Consider the following 25,061-nt stretch of genomic DNA (forward strand, 5'->3'; position numbering starts at 1 on the left):
AGACTATTGGCAGCTAATTATTCTGCCAATCTCAAAAACTCAACCGGCACTGCCTCAGTAAGCCAAACCTTATTTTCAGACAGGTAAAATACATATCCATTTTTATACATTTCGCCGGCAAGCACATTAAACACTGCCGGCTTGCCGTGCCTGCTTCCTACTTGTATTGCAGTTTCAATATCCCGGCTTAAGTGCACATGTTGGCGGCTGCGTTTTTCGAGACCACTTTGCTGAATAGGGGCCACCGATTTTTCACCAGTTCCGTGAAAAAGTATTTCTGGCGGCATTTGCGCCTGGTAACCTAACTCAACATCAACCGAGTGCCCCTGACTGGCGCGGATATTTTGTCGGTTTTCATCAAAAGCAAAACGTTTTTTACTATTGGATTCAACTACGTGGTTCAGTAGCTCTAAGTCTAAGTTATGGCCATGCGCATTGGCCTGTTTTAATAGTTCGTCTACATTTACCCAGCCCTGCCCGTTCAGTTCAATACCAATCAGTTGCGGCTGGTGCCTTAGCACCAGACTTAAAAATTTGCTGATGCTTGTTATATCTTTTCCTTTCATTGTTTCATTTATAATTGGCGTAATGCCAGGTGGCATTATACTACCCCTGTCGTAATTCTCTATGGTTTTAGTCAACTGGGCTTTTATCTGCTTTACCAGTACCCTTGGCCCCAACACTCTCATTTTAGCGCCAAAACCCAATAATTCCCGTTCCAACTCGAAATTCAATATCACCCTGATACTGAATATCTTTCCTGTTTCATCCTCGCTCAACAACTTTTGAGTATGGTGCAAAGGCTTGGTGATTACATAAGGCGCATTAGCGGCATCTATCCAAAATACCACTTCACAATCGCGCTGACCGGGAGATTTTGTTACCCCAATGCAATCGTTATAATACGCTGCCAGGTCGAGTGTTCTGTTCTCCCGGTAAGACTCTTCATGTTCTTCTACCGTTTGTATCCTGTCTAAAGCCAAATTCATAATATGGGCATTCCGCTTGTGCTGCATCCCTAATACAAACCAGCGATTGCGATACTCCTTCAATAGGTATCCGCTAAAGCAAAAGGTACTGGCTTCCCTGGCTTTGAATGATTGATAGGTAATACAGATCGTTTTCTTAGCTACAATAGCCTTGCGGATCACCTCAATCCATTCCAAACCTTTCAGATTGTCGTTCTTTTCAAAGTCAATTACAGGTGCGCTTTGTGTTTTCTGCGAATAGATCTTGTCTTCCAGTTTACTCACCATTTCGTTCAGATCGGTAAAGTGGTTAAAACCTTTAAACTGTTTTAACAAGCCCGATACTTCACTCAGCACCTGCATATCCTGCTGGTTCAGTGGACTATTGGTAATACTATAATTCTTATCGCTATAGGTATAATACTTCTTATCAACCACCACAATCGGTGCTTCGTAGCCCAGTTTATTGCTGCGCATCATCTCCATATCGGCCTGAATGGTGCGCCTGCTCACGCCGGTATCAATGCCCTGGTATTCGTAAAGAGCATCGCTGCAGGCGTCGATCAGATCATCCAGTGTCCATTTCTTAAAGCGGTTTTGCAGGCATTGATCAATGGTGCGGTAGCGGATTAGGGCATTGCGGTTAACAGGCATACTTTAATTTCGGGTTTCGGATGTTCGATTTCGGAATTATTTTTTGATGAATTTATTAAATTATTTTTCACTGCGCAAATAGATTGCGCAGGTGCTATATTTCTTTGTATCATGAAAAGGGAATTAAATGCTAATAACCTCCCCCTTCAGGGGGCCGGGGGGCAAAAAGAAAAGATCAGGAACAACGAGTTAAAGGCATTGGGCATTAACGATGTGGAGGTGTTGGTTAATTTTAGTCGTGTGGCCAATGGTTTACTGAAACACGGTGTAATGGCCAAGCCCGAAATACTGATCAATATAGAAGCCCTAATTGACGACCCCATGCCTTATGCCTTAAAGAAAGGCGGAAAGTTCAAGAACCTGGCCGAAGATGTGATTGCCATGCGTAAAGAGGGTAAGTTTATAAAACAACAACGCACTACGTTTAAATTGAAAGAAGAAATAGCCGATTTCCCGGTGTGGGGATTGGAGCATATTGAAGTGGGTGCCTTAGCACAAATGAAAACAGCGGTACAATTACCCATAGCGGTTGCCGGCGCGCTTATGCCCGATGCCCACCAGGGTTATGGTTTACCTATCGGCGGAGTGCTGGCTACTACAGCCAATACCATTATTCCGTTTGCGGTTGGGGTAGATATTGCCTGCCGTATGTGTTTAAGCATTTTTGATTTGCCGGCCGAAGCCATTGATACCGAAACCGACAAGCTAAAGAACATATTGGTTGATAACACCTATTTCGGTATGGGTTGCACCACTAAATCGCACTTTGACAGTTCGTTATTTGATAGCAAAACGTGGAACGAAACTAAGGTGATCCGCAGCTTGAAGAATAAAGCCTACGCGCAGTTAGGTACCAGCGGAACTGGCAACCACTTTGTGGAATGGGGCGAGTTGACTATTGCCGATGGTGCTTTGGCTGATATACCGGCGGGAAGGTATTTGGCCTTGTTATCACACTCTGGCTCACGTGGCTTTGGCGGTACTGTGGCCGATCATTATAGCCGTATTGCCATGACCAAAACCAAACTCCCTGCCGAAGCCAGGCATTTGGCCTGGCTTGATCTGGATAAGGACGAAGGACAGGAATATTGGATTGCCATGAACCTGGCCGGCGAATATGCCAGCGCCAATCACCACGAGATCCACAATAAAATTGCCCGTGCATTAGGGGTTAAGCCTATCACGATGATTGAGAACCACCACAACTTTGCCTGGAAAGAGCAATTGGCCGACGGTACGGAAGTAATGGTGCACCGTAAAGGCGCAACACCAGCAGGCGACGGTGTATTAGGGATTATCCCTGGCAGCATGAGCACACCCGGGTTTGTAGTACGTGGTAAGGGTGATGCGGCAAGCATCAATTCTGCCAGCCACGGTGCGGGCCGCTTAATGAGCCGAAGCGCCGCCTTTAAAACGCTGGATAAGGAAGTGATTGCCGCTAACCTGATTGACAAACGCATTACCCTGATGGGCAGCGATATGGACGAAGCGCCAATGGCCTACAAGGATATCCATACCGTAATGGCCGCACAGAACGATTTGGTGGAAGTGTTGGCTAAGTTTGAACCACGCATAGTACGCATGGCGGATGCGAGGGAGAAGCCGGAGGATTAGCCCCCCGGCCCCCTAAAGGGGAGGGGTTAGTTTGTGGTGTGGTGATAATATCGACCACGGACTAACCTCATAGTGTTCATATGTACACCCATGAACGCTCATGAACACTAATGAATACTTGATAATCAGGTATTTGTATTTTTAGCCTTAAACAAAACACTGTTTGAGGGTAGTAAGGATGACAGATACTAAGGAAAGGTCGGAGGATTGATTTCCCCCAGCTTCTTAACCACTGTGTCATTGTGAGCGATAGCGTGGCAATCTCCGGCAGACAGGGCGGATATCCTGTCCTATGGGCCACAAGCGAGGGGCGTTTGCGGTAGCGGGGGAAATAATATTTCATTACTTTAACATCAGATCATGCAGATATCTAAACCAGAAGATTTTATACTATTACTCGAAGTGTTTCGACGGGGGCTGATACTTGGATTGAATGATAAGCGAGATGTTGTTTCCTGGGCCGATAACATCATTATAAATACAGAAGAACCCGACTATTTTTTTATCGAATTATCGCTTTGCAATAATTTAAACAACATTGTGGAGTTGCTTGGCCAACACCTGCCAGAAAATTATAATCCTATTTGTGAAAGGGTATTGATGGCGCTTCTTTATAAAAAACTCATTGATGACGATGATGCGATGACGGTAGAAGCAGCGGCGAAATTTCTAAGCAAAATTGAAACATTTAATATACTTACAACTTTTGAATCGAATAATATATACGCGTTTGATGATTATGAGATATATTATCTGCCCGACTTAACCCAACTGCAGGTAGATCTTATTCACTTTCTCGCTGTTTACGAAGCGTTTGATCTTAAAAATTACGAGGAGTGGCCTCAAATAAATACCGGGGTTGAAAAAACATTAAAAGAAGAAGCTCAGGCCCATATTATTAATGAAGGCTTCAGAGCAGCCTGGCAAAAAAAGGGAAAAAAACGAAGGCTGACGCGAAAACTTAGGCTTATTTTAACAGTGCTGATCGTTTTGGGTATTACGTTATTAGTTTGTATGTCACTCGCCACGACTTCATCCACATCCTATTTTTCACTTTATTTTTTAGGATTTTATTTCATGGTTAGATGGGCTTATAAGTTGTGGATAGAGAGAAAGAGATGATTTTGTGGTGCGGTGATAATAGTGCCACAACGCATACTGCCCGACTGACCACAAGCGGGACTTGCGGTCAGTTGGGTATACACTAAAAGCCATTAGAAATAATTAACTTTATGAAGTTATAGACCAACGCCTTGTTTAAGATATTTACGCTTCAAATAGACAGTTTAAGCCAACTGAGAAACGATTCCGGTTTTTGGGACAATTTTATTTGGCCTTTATCAGTAGCTGGTGTAATTGGAATTTTTACTTTATTGTATAAAGCTTGTGATTTTTTTTACAAAAAAATATTTTCAGAAAGGGGCAATACCGGTGAGTTCTCTGAAATTGAATTACATAAAGAATTATCATGTAATGAAGTCAAATCGTTCATAGAATTGTGTCAACTACTGATCGTTTTTATAGATGACAATAAGTATATATTCCAGACGTATGGGCCTAATTCTTCAGCAAATGAAATCAACGAACTCAGAACAGATATGACCTTGTGGCATAATGCGAGAGTTGATTATATCCTACCTAATAACGAAATAATTAACTGCCTTATCGAAAAGAATAAACATTTAATACCTGAAAGCCATAATCTAGTATTCCGTAAACTGACATCCCATATCTACGCATTCAAAAAACACGTTGAAAATCCAACATTAGACTATACAGAATACCAATTCCCAAAAGAAATCGAAAAAATAATCAAAGATGAATGTGTCATGTACATCGCTAATGAAGACAAGGAGTTTTTAAAAATTTATAAATGGATACATAGAAACTTAAAAACGAAGCAAGTCACGGAAGCTTATTTTTTTGGCTCCATAATGTTCTCGACAAAATACAATAAAGATGTCGACATAGTATTAATGCTGAGTGCTTTAGAACTAGAAGGTATTCTTAAATTTAAAAGGAAAAAAGCCAAAATAAATCGCTCATTTACAAAAATCTTTAAAAAGCCTTTACACATTGAAGTATTCACAAATAAAGAAGGTGCAAGATTTAGAGAATTTTTGAACCGTAACCAATATAAACATGAAATATAATGGGAAAAGATCTTCATTACTCTATTCTAAAGTTTGTCAGGTCGGCCTTTGAAAATCATCAAGCAGTTAAATCGTTTGATATTATATCTGATCCTGATTTCTATATCTTTTATATAAAAAGAAGGTTTGATTACAACGATCTTTATGTTGTTTTGAGTGATGATTATTCCTTTGGTGACTATGACATGATTACCAGGCATTCTATTCTTAAAAAAGGCGGTTTTATTCTAATTGCAAGGCCAGAAGCAGTAAATTATAGCGAAAATGATACTCATCATAAGATTGGAATAGGAAAAATCGGGAAATTGTTGGGCGCACTCAATAAAAATGATTTTTGGAATTATGAGCCACCTAAAAAAAAATAAGCTATTAGTCCATACGTCCCACTTGTGATCTACAGTTAGTTCATCTATGCCGGATCAAAGGTTTTCACCCTAAATGGCGCGAGTATGCAGCGCAGACAAATGATTGCGACAGTAATGAGGTTGTTGAGGAAGGAGATTAGGGTAAGTGAAATTTCGCAAATAAGCATGTATTATTGATATATTTAGTCAATAATACTAAACCAATTTTCACATTATGGGAACTGAATTAATCATGCCTCTTATTGCCGGTTTCATTTCTTTGTTATTGGGTAGCTTCCGCCCGATAATATCAGCTTTGTTAAAGCCCTATCTGTTGAAATTACATGCTAAAGGAAAAAAAATATCATCAGTTGAAGCCCTTGCAAAGATATTTTCAATTGAATTGAAAGATCCTGTTATTATTCCATATGCTGACCGTATTAACAAAACCCTCGAATCTTTACGAAAGGCATCCGATGAAATGGCAATAGCGACCAATGAATTCAATGATATTATGAATGAAAAACAGGGAACCATTGCAGTTTTGGAAAAGAAACTTAGTGAGCTATCTGATAAGGAATTAGAAATGAAGACAAAGATTGAAACTTTACAAAAGGTTCCTATCGAAGCGTTAGCGTATTTTGAAGGAATCTTGGTTAAGGGTGACAAGAGAAACGCTTATCGGGATTATATACTGTTCGGCGCTGGCGTGATCGTGTCGGTGGCTATTACGATAGTTTTGAAAAAAATGGGGTATTAATATTAAATTTGACCTGTGTCCCACCCATCTCGCGCAACTATGCAGCGAAGGCTCGCAATCGGCGTATTGGTGTCGCGGCCATAATGATGGTTTAAATACGCCGGGCTTTGCCCAACGCTACATACCCGCGCCACAAACGGGTCAATATTTTATTTCGGCTTTTTTTATTATTTTCAGCTCTATATTGATTACTCCATGATAAAAAAACCTATCCTTATCGTAAGGCACACTGTTTTATACCTGAGCCTTGTTCTTTTTTTTGCTGCATGTAATAAAAATTCCACAGTTCCCACACCAACACCGCCGCCGACACCTTCTAAGAAGTGGGTTGTTTCTACCGTGGCCGGATCAACCACTCCTGGGTTCAAAGACGGAGACAGTACACAGGTGCGTTTCAACAATGCACAAGCTATCCTCACAGACAATCATGGAAATCTGTTTGTAGGCGATCAGGGAAATGCAAGCATCCGGCAGGTCACTTACACTGGTCATGTCACTACCTATGCAGGTAAAAATATCGGCAAACCCACCCCGCTTTTTGGTAATATTTACAGCCTTGTCAGAAATAGCCAGGGCAATTTTTATACAATTGAATACAGTTTAATCCGGAAAATAACGTCGCCGACCAATAGCGCTGTTTTTTCGGGATCGCTGTCCGTCAATTATTTGGATGGTACTGGGGCCAATGCCGCTTTCAACCTTATCGGCAATATGGCCATCGACAATCAGGACAATATTTTTCTGCCAGACTTTGATATGAGCGATAATTTCCGTTTGCGCAAGGTTACTCCCGCTGGAGTTGTCTCCACTTTAACTTTGCATGACAACACAGGTTTCCCCTCTAACGGACTACCAGATTATCATTATCTGTATTCTATAGCGGTTGATGCATCGGGCAATATATATGTAACAGGGAATGGGAACTGCCTTATAAAAAAAGTGGATCCCGCCGGCAACGTAACCATTCTGGCTGGGGCAGGCGGTATCGGTTTTAAGGACGGAAAAGGAAACCTCGCCAAATTTAATACCATCTTGGGCATGACCTGTGATGCTTCCGGCAATCTCTGGGTTAGCGATGGTGGCAATCATGCCATACGGGAGGTGACACCGGATGGTACGGTCAGCACAATCGCGGGGAAAGGAGTAATGGGCTATTCGGATGGTGATAACACGAAAGCGCTTTTCAAGTATCCTTTTGGGATTACGGTTGATAATACAGGAGTTGTATTTGTTATGGATAACGGAAATAACAGGGTGCGGAAATTGGAGTATAAATAAGCCAGGTTTTGTGATCGCGTACTCCGCTAACAAATTGTCATTTCGAACGACGAAGGAGGAGAAATCTTATTCAATTGACAGACGGCAAACTTTGCATAATGAACAAGGTTTCTCATCGCCACGCCCGCCGAAATGCCAGTTGTTGAGATAATTAACGTTTTATTTTATCTTTAATTCGATGAAAGAACGTATACTGTCGATAGATATCGTTCGCGGGCTGATTATGATCATCATGACGCTGGACCACACCCGCGATTTTTTGCACCTGGCAGGGCCGCCGCCGCTTGATGTACAGCGCACCACGGTAATACTGTTTTTTACACGCTGGATAACGCATTTTTGCGCGCCAACGTTTGTTTTTTTGAGCGGCGTATCGGCATGCCTGGCCGGGCAGCGCAGAACAACTGGCGAGATGACCACCTTCTTACTAAAAAGGGGTGCCTGGCTAATATTTTCTGACCTGGCAATTATTAGCCTCATCTTTAGCTTTGATGTGCAGTACCATTTCCTGGTGTTGGAGGTTTTGTGGGCCATCGGCTTTGGTATGATCGTTTTGGCCTTATTGATCCGTGCACCTAAACAAGTTATAGCTGCGGTTGCTGTCCTGATCATTGCCGGCCATAATTTACTGGATAACGTTGATCTGCCTAAAAACGGCACGGCGGGCAACCTGATCACCGTGTTATTGAACGGCGTAGGGGCATTGATCCCTATCGGCGCTAACCGGTTTATCTTTGCTATTTATGCTGCCATTCCGTGGACCGGGGCCTTATTGTTAGGCTATGTTTTTGGCCAGCTTTACAAAAAGGACTACGATGCTGCAAAGCGGCGAAAAATATTAATGCTATCGGGCTGCACGTTGATTGCCCTGTTTATTACCCTGCGGCTCATCAACCATTACGGCGACCCAACACCATGGGCCGTTCAGCAGAATGCGACGCATACCCTGCTGTCGTTCCTGAACGCGCGTAAGCAAACGCCCTCGCTCCTGTTTATGTTGATGACGCTTGGGCCGGTATTACTATTGTTGTCGTTTACCGAGGGTATCAGCAACCGCGTCACCCGGTTTTGCATCGTATACGGCAATGTGCCCTACTTTTATTTCATTACGCATTTGGCGCTGCTGCGCGTCATAAATGTAGCCGGGGTTGTACTTGCGGGCATCCCCCTTGATTTTCAGAAACCTACACCAGTATGGGCCGCGCCGGGTTTCGGTATTCCGCTGTGGGCGGTGTACCTGTGCTGGATAGCCGTTATCGCGCTGATGTATTATCCTTGCCGTTGGTATGGCCGGTATAAGCAAACACACAGCCGCTGGTGGTTATCGTATATATAGGCCCCGCTACCGCATACGTCCCGCTTGTGGTTCTACAGTTAGTTCATCTATACCGGATCAAAGGGTTTCACAATTTCTGGGTCTTGCGCATCCATGAACATTTTAGCCCTCCCGAAAAGACAGATCTTACCTATCCTATCAAACACATTTGCTTGTCCTCGCGCATTTAATATAGCCTCGTCTGTACAAACACCTTGCTGGTGATTTTTCTCAATGTAGTCCCAATGGTTTTCCAGCTCATCGTTAAATACAATTGTAAACGCGGGTTGGCTATATTCAATCAAATAATTCCCATCGTCCATTGTAAGTGGTTTAAAATCGGCATGGAAGTTATAGATTTTATCCAGACAGATTTTTGATCCCTCTTCAATATCATCAATGCGTGTAGAGAAAAAAGCCACGGTACCATATTTAAATATACCTAACTGCAATTTATCGTCGGTATAATATCTTGCGGTTTTAAGAATCCTGTCGATGTCTATTGGAGTGTTTGGCTGCCATTGTGGTACTGGCGGGAAGCGTTTCTTTTCTTCCGGCCTAACTCTAAATAAATTGCTTAGCAATCCCATAGTAATAAGGTTTAACTAATATAGGTAATTCGTTTATAATTCAATGCCAGTCATGCCCGCAAAACCTGCATTGTTTGGCATCCGGGGTTCTGGCTAACTTTCTGCATACCGGGCATAGGTTGAAATATACTTTATCGGGATTATCTTTCAGAATTCGTTCGGCACAGTTAAGAATAAATTGTACGTATCCTTTATCCAATTGTTTTAATATCTCTGGCTCATCGCTAAGCCATTGATTACGTAAATATATTTTTGTACGTAACTCACCATCAGGTAGCTCGCGTAACTTTAAAGGATGGCGATGATGTTTTAATGCTTCCATTTCGTGCTCAGTAAGCATACCCAGATAATGTATTATAATATAATTTGCCCTTTCGGCAGTAGTCGCAGCCATTTTATAAATGTCTAAAAATAAATTCAAAATAATTTCACCTGCGCAAATACACTGCGCAGTACCCCTATTTCTTTGTATCAACAATAAGAAATAAAGGAGGTTCACAATGAAATTCAACCTGTTAAGCAAATTAAAAAACCAGACCGTTAACCACGAGGGCGCTAAAGCATTTACGCTATCTCCAGAAATGGAGCTATATACCGCGGTGGTTACCTGGAGCTTAAACGATTCCTTTTACGAAAAAGACGAGGCACGTTTAGCCCGCCTGCAAAAACTGATTACCGCATGCGACCCTGTGTTTGTTGGTAAACTGGCTGTGTATGCCCGCACCAAAATGTATATGCGTTCGGTACCGCTGGTATTGGTTACTGAATTGGCTAAGCTGCACTCGGGCGACAATCTGGTCGCCCGGGTAACCGATAGCGTGATTGGCCGTGCCGATGAGATCACCGAGCTATTGGCTTGCTATGAATTGCTGAACAAACGTACAGGCACTAAAAAGCTAAACCGTTTGTCGAAGCAATTGCAAAAAGGTTTATCTACGGCGTTCAATCGTTTCGACGAATACCAGTTTGGTAAATACAACCGCGATGGCGCCATCAAACTGCGCGATGCCTTGTTTTTGGTTCACCCAAAGGCAAAAGACGAATTGCAGCAAGTACTGTTCAACAAAATAGTGAACGGCAACCTGCAAACGCCTTACACCTGGGAAACCGAGTTATCGGCATTAGGTCAGCTGAATTTTGACAGCGATGAGACTAAAGCTCATGCATTTCGCGATAAATGGGAAGACCTGATAGACAGCGGTAAGTTGGGTTATATGGCCTTGCTGCGTAACCTGCGCAACATACAGGAAGCGGGCGTAAGTTACGCTCATTTCCAAAGGGTATGCGCAAAGCTGGCTGATGCAGATCAGGTAGGCAAGGCAAAACAGTTTCCATTCCGTTATTTGGCCGCTTATCGCGAGCTGATCAATCCGGTTGTTACCAAAGTGCCTGCACAAAGCCTGGTTAAAAAGCTAACCGCTTTAATGCAGGGCCAAAACAAAGGCTACACCGGCGAGTTGCTGGATGCTTTGGAAAAAGCTGTACAGGCAAGTGCTGCCAACATTAAAGGTTTTGACGATGAAACCCGTGTGCTGTTAGCGTGCGACGTTTCGGGATCGATGCAGACTCCCGTATCGGCAAAATCTAAGATCTTGCTGTACGATGTGGGTTTGATGCTTGCCATGTTGTTGCAATCGCGCTGTAAAAACGTAGAGGTGGGTATGTTTGGTGATACCTGGAAAACCATAGCCGTGCCGCGTAATAACATCTTAGGTAACGTACAGGAGTTTTATCGCCGCGAGGGCGAGGTGGGTTACTCCACCAATGGCTATCTGGTTATCAGGGATATATTAGCCCGCAAGGTAAAAATGGATAAAGTGTTTCTATTTACAGATGCCCAGTTATGGAACAGCAACAATACTGCCGACCATATCCAACCCTTGTGGTTACGCTACAAGGCAGAGGTATCGCCAAATGCTAAGCTCTACCTGTTCGACCTGAAAGGTCACGGAAAAGCGCCATTGCAAATATTACGCAATGATGTTTACCTGGTAGCCGGCTGGAGCGATAAAGTTTTTGAGGTGTTAGCTGCTCTGGAAAACGGAGGCTCGGCATTAGGTGCTATCAATAACATACAGCTGTAATTTGAGCGGAAAGTAGAAAGGCTAAAGCGAAAAGCTTTTACCTTTCTGCCTTCAGCTTTTAACTCAACAAAAAAATAAGGATGCCGTAGAAACGGGTTACTTCGCTCCATTGGTGGGGGTGGGCAGTGTGGCGCAAGCTATGCTGTGGGTTCGAGTCCCAAAAGCGGTCCCCCGTCCCGCGTTCGCCTGTTGCTCCTTATAAAATATAAAAGAAGGTGTCGTAAATAAGCCTTACTTCGACCAGGACCCGCTGCCGGGCATTACTACGGACGGGTATGAAATGGCTTATTGTTTTTTGCCCTTCTTTTTAAAGACATTGAAAATAAAAAAGGTGTCGTAAACAAGTGTTACTTCATAACGCTGCGGTCGCCGGTTCGATTCCGGCCCTGTAAAAAGGTACCTCAGTTTGGTAGAGGACAGCACACCAATAGTCACTTGTTGCTTTTTACCCTTTTTACCGCCTAACCTCCTAAAGGGGGAATTAAAATTAGTCTTACCACCCCCTTTATGGGGGCAGGGGGCTTAAGGTGCCGTAAATATGCGCTACTTCGTGTCGCCGGTTCGATCCCGGCCTTTGGAGCAATTCATTGTAGCTCAGTTGGTAGAGCGGTAAAAGCGCATATTGACCATCGCCCTTAAGAAATAAAGAAGATGCCGTAGATTAGTGTTACTTCGCCTGTCACGCAAAAACCAAACGCTGGTTACTTGTAGCTCTTCTTTTAATTTATGAATACCTAAACCTTAAAAGGTGCCGTAAACTGGTGTTACTTCGGTATGATGTTCCCTGTGGGGAAAGGTGCAGATTCGAGTTCTGCCTGCAAGTAATTGCAGTGGTCTAAATCTAAAAAAATCTCACCGGTTGCTTTTTGCCCTTTTTAAAGCATAATGAAAGATGTCGTAGGCGGGTGATACTTCGCTGGTGAAACCGCGTAAGCGGCAGGGTTCGACTCCCATAAGGCACCTACCGGTTGTTGCTCTTTCATTTATATTTTGTAACCTTATATCATTAAATAAAAAAACAGCTTCTTGCTTCAACAGCAAGAAGCTGTTTTACGTTCCGGTTAAGGCTTAAAACTAATTCTTATCCCTTCACTATGCGCATTAAATTCCGGGGCATACATGCATTGAACGGAGGCTATTCCGGTTGAAAAATTGCCGGGCTGTGCAACACGTAACTGGTATTCAAAAACATAATTTCCCTTATTTAAATTGCTGATAAAAAAGTTGGTAGCCACATCTTTGGTCACCTGGTAATAGTATAAACCATCCTGGTACTTATATTCAGACAATGCATTAACCGGCTCGGTACCTGCGGGGCGCATATCTTTTAATTGCACATATTCAAAATCGCGCCCGGCTTTCAGGTAAACTATTACCTTGAGCAGATCACCAGTTTTGGGTTGATGCGTCGCATCAACAGCTGTTGATACCGGGCCCGTGTCTGTTTGTTTTAAAATGAAATACTTTCGCTCCAAATGAATATCAGTTTGTGATGGTGTTATCTTATCCAACTGTTCCAGATACTGCCAGTACATCGCTCCCCAACTAATGGATTTTCCATTGTTTTTTATCTCCACTTTGCCCATACCCGGTTTAACTTGCTCATCAGCCCAATTGGTTTTTATATAACCTGTACCTGCATCAGCTTTGATGTCGGGCTTTACCTCATTCAATGGGGTTCCGTCTAATTTAATCGCTGATGTTGCACCTGGAGATAACCAGTCGCTTTGTTTTAGTAACAAGGCATAGCAGGCTGCTGCTGTTGCTTTGGTAGTTTTCCAGTTGCTGGTTTGTTTATTGCGCAGTAGCCATATCTTCATTTCCTCCACTGCTTTATCCTGATTCCCGGCTTCGGTAAATAGCTCTATCAACAAACACTGGGTTTCAACGGGCGATTGGTACCAGTAATACCCGCTTTGGTTTTTACCCCAGTACATACCCAGATCATCTGATTGCTGCGCGGTTTCCATCAACGATCTGATGATCGCTTTCGCGACAATAGGTTTACCATTACGCTGCATGGTTAAAGCGATCATGCCCTGCTCATAAATGCTTTGTGATACCCATTGCTTTTCGGCACGTTTTAAGTAATTGCTGAAGCTGTTTTTCAAAGCTGCACTCATGGGTTTATTTAAATAATAGCTGCGCACATACCAGGCATGTACCTCTGTTGAGCTGATGCCCTGTGTTCCATATCCTTTTAATTTTTTAGCTTTTTGATCATCTTCAATCAGTTGATCATCCAGATAGCCAATCGCTTTATCTTTTATGGTTTTTAGGGTTTGATTTTTATCATCAGCAATATTTAAATAATAAAGCTGACCGATGCCGGCTAAAACATGCTGGGTGATATAACGGTCGGCCTGGTTGCCGGCAAACCATGGGAAGCCGCCATCTGGCAATTGTTTTTTCTGGAGTTTATCCAGATTCAACTGCAATTCATTACTCATTTTATTGAGATCGAAAAGCAGAGCGATGCGCTTTTTTTGTTCGGACTCACTGGTGGCATCGCGCAGCCAGGGTGTTTCTTCCAGTAAAGTGGCTTTTAGTTCCTGGTTTTTTTCGAGATTTGATAATAGTTCCGGGCTGTTACTGCTTTTCCACTGATCAAACACCTGTTTAATAACCGGCATGCGATTTACTAAGCTGGTAGCCAGACTATTGGCATAATATCGACTAAAGATTTGCTCTGAACATTCATATTGAAATTCCATCATGTAAGGCAAGGCCTGTACCGCATACCATGCCGGGTTCTGCGTGTATTCAAGCGTAAGGGTCTTGTTTTTGAGCGTAGTGCTTTTATTGTTCAGCAACTTATCAAAAGTGAAAGCACGGGTTTGGCCCGAACGTACCATCATTGGCAGGGCTTCGGTAACCAGCATACGATTGGGCAATACCGGAATTGTGTTTTCTTCGCCATCGTTGTATTGGCCGGCCCCGGCGGTAAGGCGGTAGGTGAGGGCATCCAATCCTTGAGGTATAATGAGCTTAAATGACACCGCTTTATTGGTTGCCGCGGCAACCTCAAAATCCTGACTGGCATCTGCAGGGTTTTGCAATATGGAAACAGGCTGCATATTCAGCGCATCGAAAAGTTGCAGGTTAACTTTCCCTTTTAATTGCCCGGTTGTTAAATTTGCCAGCCTTGCCGAAACCGTAAGCGTATCGCCCTCACGTAAAAAGCGCGGCATATTGGCGCTGATGCTCAGTTGTTTTTGGGTAACCACTTCATTTTCGATATACCCTGTATGTAGCTCTTTGGTATGTGCAAGGGCCTTAAAGCGCCATTTGGTTAAAGCTTCGGGAATGGTAAACTCAATCAATATCTGACCTTTATCATCTGTACGTAATTGTGGGTAAAAGAAGGCAGTTTCATTAAAGTTTTTGCGAATAACAATTGGTTTAGGTTTAAGTGAAATCTCTCTCATGACAACTTTATCGGTAGCACCGGGGGCACCCTGAGTTATTTGTACACCCGCTGCCATACCTGCAAGGGGTGATTCAAGCGCTGAATCCGCAGCCCTTGAACCATAAATGGAACTATTTCCCCGTATCATGATAGATTGAACGGCACCAGTCGTTTCTCTTTTCATTTGAGAAGCATAACCAACCACCACTACCTCATTTAGCGATTTACCGTCAGATTCTAATTTTATGTTCAGCGTTTCACTTTTTGTGGTTGAAACCTGTTTGCTTTTGTATCCTAAGTAAATGAACGTAAGCTTAGCCTTAACCGGCACCCTGATCTTGAAATATCCTTTGGAGTTTGTATTGGTAATAATATTACTGCCCTTTATGGCCACTGTTACACCGGGAAGTGTTAAGCCATTTTGGGCATCCTTAACAACACCGCTTATATCATAACCATTTTTAACACGCGCTGCATTTTTTAAATAATCGGCTTCTAATTGCTTGTCATTTTGTGCTACGCGGGTGTTTACTTTTACTTTTTCCAGGTAATTACGGTAACCCTGGTTATAGCCACCGTAATAGTTATAATCAAACAGGCTTAGCTTTTCATAATTTCGTATTACCTGAGCTTCAAATTGTTTATAGGCAATGGGTTGTGTAGCTGTTTCCCGTATAAAATCATAACTGTTCCAGGCAAAGTAGTTTGGCTCATATTTTTCGGGCGGGTTTAATATATCTTTCCAGCTTTGTGCCGGGCTTATATCATCCAATGAGGCATCATATAATCCTGCCAGCATTTCGGCTGCCTGCTTTTCATTGTTTTGATTACTTACCTGTAATTTCCATTGCTCCTTTTCGCCGGGTTGCAATTTATTACGGAAAGTAAGAAGCTTGATCTTCAGCGTTTCATCCGGGTTAGCGAGGTATACTTTTTGATAACTGCTGTATATTCTGTTCTGATACACCATCATAAACTGAACGGTTACATCTTTATCATTACCCAATACCGGGATCTTGATACTTTGCTGGTCCTTTTCAATAGTGATCCATTTTGATGATATTAATTTGGCTCCGTGATAGCGCTCCATCAATACATTGATCTTTTCCCCCACGCCAACCAAAAATTCCGCCTGTTCACCGGGCTTTACCGTATTTAATACCGGGATAACCCAATTGTTATATCCTAATGGCCTGGGTGGTTGTGCAACCAGGTTAACATATTTGGTAATAGAAGTAGTATCCCCTTTTTCATTGCGGGCATTGATAATTACCTGGTAAACTCCTGATGTTTCCTTCCTTAAGGGCTCCAGATCAATGATGCCTGGTTTTTCGCCGTCAACTTTTATATTTAAACTGATAACCTGCTTTAGCTTTTTCCATGTTGAAAACACATCCTCATTTTGCCAGGTATATTCGGGAAAATCTTTTTTGAAATCATCTTTATTGATGATGAATTGATCGGGCCTTTTTGCCCACAACCTGTTCTTGAAAATTCTGTCGGGATTTTGCAAAGCATAAACTTCCACATTAACGGTTCCTTTTTGTGGCTGACCATTTAAATTATTAATTTTTACCAGTGTCTTTATAGAATCTTTGGCAAAGAGCATTTCCGGTATGTAGCCATCTATCATAATATCATTATTGCCAACAATAACCGTTGTTTGGGCCGAATGGGTTTCGCCGCTGGCATCCGTTACATCAGCACTGATGGCATAGGTATAATTAGCGGTATGTGTTTTATCCGTTTCGCCGGGGATAGCCTTAAACTTTATAGTAAACTTGCCCTGATCATCGGTGGTAATGGTATCTGCTTTTATTTCGGCCGTTTCAGATGGAGCATATCGCGAGCCATATAATGCCTGTCCGCGTACATTATCAAAAAAGATGCGGTTTTGCGAGCGTGTAATATGATAGGCCACTTTAGCCTGCGATAAACCATAACCAGAGAAGGCCGTTACATTTCCCTTAACAGAAACAGAGTCATTTAACTTATAGCTTTCTTTAACGGGTAAAAACTCCGCCTGGAAGGTAGGGCGTTTATATTCTTCAACTTTAACTTCTATAGATCCGTCTTCCGTTTTTAATTCCACGTTACCGCCCAGCATATTTTGCGGAATAATGAAGTTGCCGCTAAACGTGCCAAATTCATTGGTTCTTAATTTTAACAACGAAACCTGTTTGCCGTTAACATCCGAAAACGAGATCTCCACATTTTTATCAGGCATGATCTTACTTTTGTCATTTAGGGTTTGCAATTGCAAGCCTTTAAAATAAATAGTTTGCCCGGGGCGATAGATCTGCCTGTCGGTAAATAAAACGGTTTTATCTTCGGGGTATTCATTGTTATTAGTCTGATCCTGTGCACCATTTATATATTTTGATCCGTCGGTCAGGGTATCGCTTTTAATTCTCAGATTGATTGATGCGCCATTATTTAAAGGACTACTGGCGATATATAAGCCTTCTTTATTGGTTACGCCGGTTTCATTGGTATCTATCCATGTTTGAGTAGCAGACGAACTTTTATTGCCCCAATACCTGCCGCTTAAATTAACATGTACCCCACTTAATGGTTTACCGGTTTCCCTGTCCATTACCCTTAACTCAATCTTTTTATCAGGGTTACCTCTTGCAGTATAAGCCAGACCACTGATCCTGAAATTAGTCAGTCCGGTTAACGCTTCATCATCTGATGTCGCATCCTTAACAAGCAATACATAATTACCGGGAGTTAACGGGTCAATTTTTATTTCTGTACTGTGGTTGTGGTAATCACCCATGTTTGCCCAGTTAAACTCATGGGTTTGTACCGGCTTAAGTTTCTTTAAAAAATCAAGCTTATACCTGGAATATTCATTATCCGGGTATAGCGGATTGCGCCCCTCTGAATATTCTTTTAACTGAGCTTCAGATAAACGATAAACAGCAATTTTGGCTGATGTAACATTTTTATAATTTAATAAAGCCAATAAAGGTTTCCCCGGTATGTTCACTTCTTCTACAGTTGCTGCAATGTTTTTTGCTTCTATCTGTTTGATCAATATAGCAGCGTTTTTGCCTCCCAAACTTTCCGGGTAAGCAGCAACCGCCTTTTTAAAATAACTGTTTGCTGTTTTTAAACTGTCCACCCCCTGGTAAAACTGTCCCAATAATACCAATGCTTCGCTGCTTATAGGCTTTGTCGAAAAGCTTGATGCTATTTGTTGTAATGCTGAGAGGTACAAGGAGTCTTTGTGCAGCACTGTAGCTTTGGCATACAAAAATCGTAATCGTTGCAAATCAACATCTGCCAGGGCCTCCTGCTCATTTTTTTGTAAATGGAATAAAGTAGCCTGCTGTAAATATTTTATACCCTGATAATGGCTTGAAGCTGTATCAACAGTGTTAAAGTGTAATGCAGAAAAAGCGCGGCTGTCGCCAAATAAAGCAGGGTCATTCAGCTGGAATGGTAATTTAGGTTTTACAAGCCCAGGTTCATCCGTCAGGTAAAAATCAAAGGAACGTTGTGCCAACATGTCATATAATGTGGGCCGCAGGTAACGGGTAGATTGGTCGCCCACTAAAACGCCGTCAAGTATGCCAATTGGCGTGTTTTGTTCCTTTTGGGCTTCGGCTAATGAAAGCTGGTATAAATGACTGGTTTCAGCGATAATAGTGTTCAGGTCCCATTTGGTAAAATCACTATCAGGTTTTTCCAAAAGGCTGCGCTGGCTAAATTGGTAGCGGTGTTGCTGATAATATTTCCAGTAGGTTTCGGCAAGTATGGATTGTAACACTGGTTTTACCGGGAACTGCGATTGATCAATAGCTGTTTTGAGGCGGCTGATAATAGCAATTAAGGCATTTTCTTCCAAATAAGATTGAAAGGTCATGCGGTAAATAGCGGCCCGTATTTGTTGTGGAGCGTTGTTGTTTTCATGGGCTAATGCATCAAGCTTATCCACTTCTTTCAGAACTGATTTTGGCAGACCTATATTTGCCAATGAATCAATCCGGAAACCAATATCCCGGTATTTATTTTGAGCAGATGCTGGTTTAATACCCACTAAAAAGCAGATAATGAGCAGGTATTTTAATGCATTAAAACGTTGTGAAGGCATAAGATTTAGATTTGATAGATAGTTATAAAATTAATATAAATGATCATTAAAAATATTTAACTATTTATCAGATGCAGATCAAGTCTCATTTCCATAATGGGTCGGAATATTTTTTAGCCTTGACCAAAACTTATGATAGGCTATAGTTTGTGACGATCTCAGTTATCTTAGGGTATTACCCCAAGAAATCATCCAACATAATATTGAACTTTTAGAATGGTCGCTTTTTGAAGACTGGTGAATTATATAAATTAGTAGCTGCGCAGATTTGTCATTAATATCAGTAATTATTTCGGGATGTAAAGAAACATCCATTCTTACCTCCGTTAATAAAATATTATCAATGGGTTAATTATTTTGCAATGATTTATTAAAATGAGAAAAACGTTCATTACATTAGATGAAAAATTTTATAATTAACATAATATGAACTTGTTGGAGATTTAATGAAAAGCGATATCCCGAAAACACAGCCAGAGTTTGAATTTCGCCGGGTATTTGAGGAGTATAAACGTCAGGTTTATACGCAGGTTTATGCTATTGCAAAATCGCAATATGCAGCAGAGGAAATTACCCAGGAAATATTTATAAAAATTTGGCAAAATCGCGAATTACTGAGCAGTGTAAAAAACCTGGATGGGTACATATATACTATTGTTCGTAATTATTCATTAAATTATTTAAGAAAGGCTGCAAGTGATCTTCGGCTTGTTAATCATTTAATAAGCGTTGCAGTACCCGGTTATAATCATACAGAATCAGTAGTGCAGGTATCTGAATACAAAAAACTTATTCATATGGCAGTAAGCCAGCTATCCCCGCAGCGCAGGCTGGTTTACGAGATGAGTAAGGACAACGATTTGAGTTACGATGATATCGCATCTCAATTAAATTTATCGAAACATACCGTAAAAAACCATTTGCTTTCAGCATTAGCTTCTATCAGGGGGTACCTTACCCAAAATGGTGTCGATCCGACAATTATCCTTATCCTGATGTTTGTAAATTTCCATAATTTGCAATAAATCAGTCGCTTTTGTAGATTAAATTAATAATTTTTTTAATTTTATAGAAAAATATAATCATTTAGCGATATTTTAGCTATGTTTTTGGCTTTTTTTTAAGAAAAAACAGATGTTTTTGCTAATAACAGCACCGAATTAAAAAAAAAGATTAAAATTTTTTATTTTTCATTAGTCCGTTTGTGTCTTTGCTGTGTCTTTAATGTAATTGCACAGTAATAATGGACCATAAACAAAGAATATCATATCTGTTAGACCAATACATCAACAATGCCTGCACTCAGGAGGAATTTGATGAGTTGATGTCTGAGGTTAAAAATTCCCCAAACGATGCTGATTTTGACAAGGTACTGAAAAGCCATTGGATGAAATCGGCCGGGACAACCAGCGAACATGACGTAAACTGGAGTGATATTTATATAAATATCAAAGAGAAAACGCAAAAACGTTATAACATCAGGAGGATTTTTAAGTATGCAGCATGTTTGGCCTTAATATCCCTTGTGTGTACTATAAGTGTACATAAGAAAGCGGCTATTGATACCCAATATTTAACGGCTCATTCTTTGCCAGCTAAAACCAAGGTAATAACATTAGCTGACGGCACCCGTGTTACCTTAAACGCAAATAGCGATTTGCGGTACCCGGAAGAATTTAGTGACAATAAAAGAGAAGTTTATTTAAAAGGCGAGGCTTATTTTGAAGTAGTGCACAATGATAAGAAACCATTCATCATCTATTCGGGCACATTAAAAACACAGGTTTTAGGCACATCGTTCACGGTTAGCGCCTATAATGAGCAAAAGCCGATAAAAGTGACCGTTTTAACGGGTAAAGTAGGCGTAGTTGATCAAAGCAACAAAGCACATGCTATACTTACCCCCGGATTATGTGCTACCACTGATCAAATAAACCGGGCCTTCACAATAAGCCGTATAGCAGACCCTGAAGATGCTATTGCCTGGTTGGATGATAAACTGATGTTCGAGAACGCTACACTGGCAGATGTTGCTACAGCTTTAAGCAATAAATATGCTGTAACCATTAAAATATCAAATCAGCAGATGGCTACTAAGCGTATCACGGCGATATTTCAGAACCAAACACTGCCTGATATTTTAAATGGTATTACCAGGCTCACACATTCTAAGTACAACATTAGCAAGAACGTATATACACTATTTTAATAAATAAACTGAATGTTAAACTTTAAAACTGATTGCCTATAGACATCATAAAGACACCATAAAAAAAGGTTGAATGTGATTCCAGCACATCCAACCTTATCGAGCTGACGCTCTGACAATTCATAGTTTTTCCCGTAAGGGCATTTAATCACCACAAATTTTCATCAAATATATGACAAAAAAATCATTGTCCTCTAACCGGCTGCGTAAAGCCGTAAGCAGGATAGTCATTGTCACGGGGCTTTTATACGTTTGCTGCTTCAAAACAAGCGCCGTTGGCCACATTACACAGGACTTAAATACTCCCATATCACTAAAAGTGATAAACATGCCTGTTAAAAATGTATTAAAACAAATCAATAAAGAGATCAAGCTGAGTTTTGTTTTCAGTAACGAAATAGTTACCGATCAAATGGTGACTATTGAGGTTAAAAATGAAAAAGTGGGTTTGGTATTATCAAAAATACTTGATCCATTGGGCATGGATTACTTACTGTCGGGCAATATGATCCTGATTGAAAAAAAGCAGGTAATACCCGCCGGGCCACTAAAAGCAGTACCAGTGCAAGTAACAGGCAGGGTTACAGATAATACCGGTGCTTTACCAGGTGCCACAGTAAAGGTTAAAGGCAGCAAGATGGCAACCAGCACTAACGCCGATGGTAGATACAGCATTAATGTACCTGATGAAAATGCAGTACTTGTATTCTCATCCATAGGGTATTTAACCCAGGAAATTGTAGTTGGCGGCCGCAATGTTATCGATGTTAAATTAACAGAAGAAGCCAGTAAACTGAACGAAGTTGTGGTAACAGCCCTTGGTATTTCGCGTCAGCGAAAAGCTTTGGCGTATTCTGTTACAGAAGTAAAAGGCGATGAGTTTACACAAGCCCGTGAAAACAATGTGGCCAACGCGCTTACCGGTAAAGTTGCCGGTGTAAATGCCACTGGTTTATCCACAGGTCCGGGCGGATCAAGCCGGGTCATTATTCGTGGTAACGGCTCTTTATCAGGCGGTAATCAGCCCTTGTATGTAATTAACGGTATGCCGCTTGAAAACTCAGTACCGGGTGGCAGCGCCACAACCAATGGCAGTGCTGGTAACGTTGACCGTGGCGACGGCATAGCGGGGATTAATCCGGATGATATTGAGTCTATCAGTGTACTTAAAGGCGGTACGGCAGCGGCACTTTATGGTGCAAGGGCTGCTAATGGCGTCATATTGATCACCACAAAAAAAGGGCGTGCACAAAAAGGTATTGGTGTTGATTATAACTCGTCTTATACTATGGAAAAGCCTGCTGTTTTTCCTGACTGGCAGTATGAATATGGCCAGGGAGATAATGGTGTGAAACCAACAACACAAGGCGAGGCTATCCAGACAGGCCGCCGGTCTTTCGGTGCAAAAATTGATGGTTCACCTTATGTGGCGGCAGATGGGCTTACCCACCCTTACAGCGCTCAGAAAGATAACATTAAAAACTTCTACCAAACCGGGTCTACTTTTACCAATACATTGGCTTTTACCGGGGGTACAGAAGCAATTACCTACCGTTTTTCGGCTGCGGACCTAAACAGCAAAAGCGTGCTGCCCAATACAACTTACGACCGTAAAACCGCTAATCTCAGCATTAACAGTAAGTTGGGTAAACGTATTAATATTGAAGCTTTAGCCCAGTATAATATTGAAACGGCAAATAACAGAACCACAGCCGGTGATGCTTTAGGTAACCCCAACTGGACACCGTATATGATTGCCAATACCGCTGATATCAGGTGGCTAAAACCGGGCTATGATGCAAATGGTAATGAGATTGCCTGGAACGATGCTTCTATTGCGTCTAACAGTTATTTCGTAGCCAATAAGTTTAAAGAAAATGACAACAAGAACCGGTTCATTGGCCAGGCCGGTATTACTTTCGAGATCATTAAAAACCTGTCATTAAAAGGTGTTGTAAGTCGCGACTTTTATTATTATAACTATCAATATATACTGCCAACCGGCACATTGTATGTACCAAACGGGCAATATAGCGAACTGAAAGTTGATGCTTCTGAAACTAACGGCCTGTTAACGCTTAACTATAATGGTAAAATAACCAATGATTTTGCTTTAACAGCCTTTGTTGGTGCTAACCAGCAGCGCTCTGTTTATAATGAAAGCAATATTACAGGCAGCAACTATATTATACCTTATTTTTATAGTTCAACCAACCTTTCCACCATTTCAACCACGCCAACCAATAACAAAACGGCTATAAACTCATTGATGGGTTCGGCCGATATTGGTTATAAGAACTTTGCTTACTTAACAGTTACCGGCCGTCAGGATTGGTTCTCTACTTTAAGCCCTCAAAACAACAGTCTTTTCTACCCTTCGGTAGGTGGTAGCTTTGTTCTTTCTGAAGCATTTAAACTGCCTGAGGTGATCAGCTATGCCAAGCTCAGGGCCTCGTATGCACAAGTAGGCGGCGGTGCGCCAAGCCCATATCAAATCAATCAGGCATTTACTATGGTGCCAAGTTCGGGCCAGCCATTGCAAAACGTTTCCAGCACAACCATTACCAATTCAAAGCTTCGCCCTTATACATCAACCACCACTGAAGCTGGTATTGAAGCGCGTTTATTTAACAGTCGCTTGGGTTTTGATGTCACCTTGTATGACCGAAAAACCACTAATGATATCGTTTCTACAGCCATATCAGGAACTACCGGTTACAACAACGTGATCTTAAATGTTGGGGAACTAAGCAATAAAGGTATTGAGCTATTGTTAAACGGCACCCCTGTTAAATCTAAAAACTTTGGCTGGACTACCAGCTATAACTTTGCCTATAACAAAAATGAAGTTGTAAGACTGGCTGCCGGGCTCGACCAAATCCAGATGGCATCCTCTGTTAATGGCTGGGCATACATCAACAACATTGTAGGCCAATCCTATGGTTCAATAGTAGGCACGCGTATCCTGAAAAATGCCAATGGGCAAACAGTATTCAATGCTACCACGGGTTTACCTGTTGCAACAGGGCTGCAAACTTTAGGCAAAGGAGTTGCTCCGATAACCATGGGTTTCTCTAATGATTTCCGTTATAAAAGGTTTTCTTTAAATGTCCTGCTCGATGGCAAATTCGGTAACAAGATATTTTCATTGATGGAGGTTTATGGTACCCGTTTAGGTTTAATGAAAACAACCTTACCGGGGAGGGAAAGCGGCTTACAGTTAAGCGGTGTTGACCAGGCCGGCAATCCATATTCAAGAACGGTGCCCGTATCAAACCTCCGTAGCTATTACGATAACTACAAATCTTACTCAGAGCTGTTTTTGCACGATGCCGGTTTTGTGAAGCTTCGCCAGGTCATATTTTCCTACAGCATTCCTGCTGAATTACTGAAAGCCATAAGCGTACAAAACGCTTCAATCTCGTTTGTTGCACGTAATCTGTTAACCATCTATAAACAGACAGACAATTTTGACCCTGAATCGAGCTTTACAAATGGATCAAGTCAGGGGTTTGAATCTTTCGGGTTACCAAGAACAAGAAGCTATGGATTGAATCTGATGGTTAAATTTTAATTCCGAA

15 protein-coding genes are annotated in these 25,061 nt (G+C 41.7%); 11 read left to right on the forward strand and 4 right to left on the reverse strand.

All coding sequences use genetic code 11. From position 1 onward, the window contains the following. Positions 1–17: 17 nt before the first annotated feature. Complete coding sequence (locus tag M2273_RS20910) at positions 18–1,622, reverse strand: RNA 2'-phosphotransferase (protein ID WP_429399713.1); 1,605 nt, start codon at positions 1,620–1,622, stop codon at positions 18–20. Between the two features lie 111 nt (positions 1,623–1,733). Between M2273_RS20910 and M2273_RS20915 the strand changes: the two genes are divergently transcribed. From M2273_RS20915 to M2273_RS20945, 7 genes are all read left to right on the forward strand, one after another. Beyond that, on the forward strand, positions 1,734–3,236 hold the full coding sequence (locus tag M2273_RS20915; RefSeq protein ID WP_429399714.1) for an RtcB family protein: 1,503 nt from the start codon (positions 1,734–1,736) through the stop codon (positions 3,234–3,236). Between the two features lie 360 nt (positions 3,237–3,596). Beyond that, on the forward strand, positions 3,597–4,358 hold the full coding sequence (locus M2273_RS20920) for a hypothetical protein (protein ID WP_429399715.1): 762 nt from the start codon (positions 3,597–3,599) through the stop codon (positions 4,356–4,358). Between the two features lie 131 nt (positions 4,359–4,489). Beyond that, on the forward strand, positions 4,490–5,389 hold the full coding sequence (locus M2273_RS20925) for a hypothetical protein (protein ID WP_429399716.1): 900 nt from the start codon (positions 4,490–4,492) through the stop codon (positions 5,387–5,389). Further along, a complete protein-coding gene (locus tag M2273_RS20930) occupies positions 5,389–5,754 on the forward strand; it encodes a hypothetical protein (RefSeq protein ID WP_429399717.1) in 366 nt (121 codons plus the stop codon). The genes M2273_RS20925 and M2273_RS20930 overlap by 1 nt, the downstream gene beginning before the upstream one ends. A gap of 214 nt (positions 5,755–5,968) precedes the next feature. After that, positions 5,969–6,493 carry a hypothetical protein gene (locus tag M2273_RS20935; protein ID WP_429399718.1) on the forward strand — a complete coding sequence of 175 codons (525 nt, stop codon included), beginning with the start codon at positions 5,969–5,971 and terminating at the stop codon, positions 6,491–6,493. Positions 6,494–6,688: 195 nt separating this feature from the next. Continuing rightward, a complete protein-coding gene (locus M2273_RS20940; protein ID WP_429399719.1) occupies positions 6,689–7,771 on the forward strand; it encodes an SBBP repeat-containing protein in 1,083 nt (360 codons plus the stop codon). 178 nt (positions 7,772–7,949) lie between these two features. Next, positions 7,950–9,107, forward strand: coding sequence for a DUF1624 domain-containing protein (locus M2273_RS20945; RefSeq protein WP_429399720.1), 1,158 nt, complete (start codon positions 7,950–7,952; stop codon positions 9,105–9,107). Positions 9,108–9,154: 47 nt separating this feature from the next. Here the strand turns inward: M2273_RS20945 and M2273_RS20950 are convergent, their stop codons facing one another. Then, complete coding sequence (locus M2273_RS20950) at positions 9,155–9,676, reverse strand: hypothetical protein (protein WP_429399721.1); 522 nt, start codon at positions 9,674–9,676, stop codon at positions 9,155–9,157. A 40-nt stretch (positions 9,677–9,716) separates the two neighbouring features. Continuing rightward, complete coding sequence (locus tag M2273_RS20955; protein ID WP_429399722.1) at positions 9,717–10,070, reverse strand: hypothetical protein; 354 nt, start codon at positions 10,068–10,070, stop codon at positions 9,717–9,719. 106 nt (positions 10,071–10,176) lie between these two features. Here M2273_RS20955 and M2273_RS20960 point away from each other — a divergent pair, with 106 nt between their 5' ends. Then, positions 10,177–11,760 (forward strand): TROVE domain-containing protein, encoded by a 1,584-nt coding sequence (locus M2273_RS20960; RefSeq protein ID WP_429399723.1) that lies wholly within the window; start codon positions 10,177–10,179, stop codon positions 11,758–11,760. A gap of 1,061 nt (positions 11,761–12,821) precedes the next feature. On the opposite strand, the gene M2273_RS20965 is transcribed toward M2273_RS20960, so the two are convergent. Then, entirely contained in the window at positions 12,822–19,271 is a 6,450-nt protein-coding gene (locus M2273_RS20965) for an alpha-2-macroglobulin family protein (RefSeq protein WP_429399724.1), read from the reverse strand. A gap of 446 nt (positions 19,272–19,717) precedes the next feature. Between M2273_RS20965 and M2273_RS20970 the strand changes: the two genes are divergently transcribed. The 3 genes from M2273_RS20970 (at position 19,718) to M2273_RS20980 (ending at position 25,054) form a co-directional block, all read left to right on the forward strand. Then, positions 19,718–20,296 (forward strand): RNA polymerase sigma factor, encoded by a 579-nt coding sequence (locus M2273_RS20970; RefSeq protein ID WP_429399725.1) that lies wholly within the window; start codon positions 19,718–19,720, stop codon positions 20,294–20,296. A 218-nt stretch (positions 20,297–20,514) separates the two neighbouring features. Then, the gene (locus M2273_RS20975) at positions 20,515–21,480 is read left to right on the forward strand and encodes a FecR family protein (protein ID WP_429399726.1); all 966 of its coding nucleotides are present in this window, start codon (positions 20,515–20,517) and stop codon (positions 21,478–21,480) included. A gap of 172 nt (positions 21,481–21,652) precedes the next feature. Next, positions 21,653–25,054, forward strand: a complete 3,402-nt coding sequence (locus M2273_RS20980; RefSeq protein WP_429399727.1) for a SusC/RagA family TonB-linked outer membrane protein — start codon at positions 21,653–21,655, stop codon at positions 25,052–25,054. Positions 25,055–25,061: the final 7 nt, after the last annotated feature.

Origin of the sequence: Mucilaginibacter lappiensis, from assembly GCF_050433765.1 — a bacterium.
Lineage (GTDB): Bacteria > Bacteroidota > Bacteroidia > Sphingobacteriales > Sphingobacteriaceae > Mucilaginibacter > Mucilaginibacter lappiensis_A.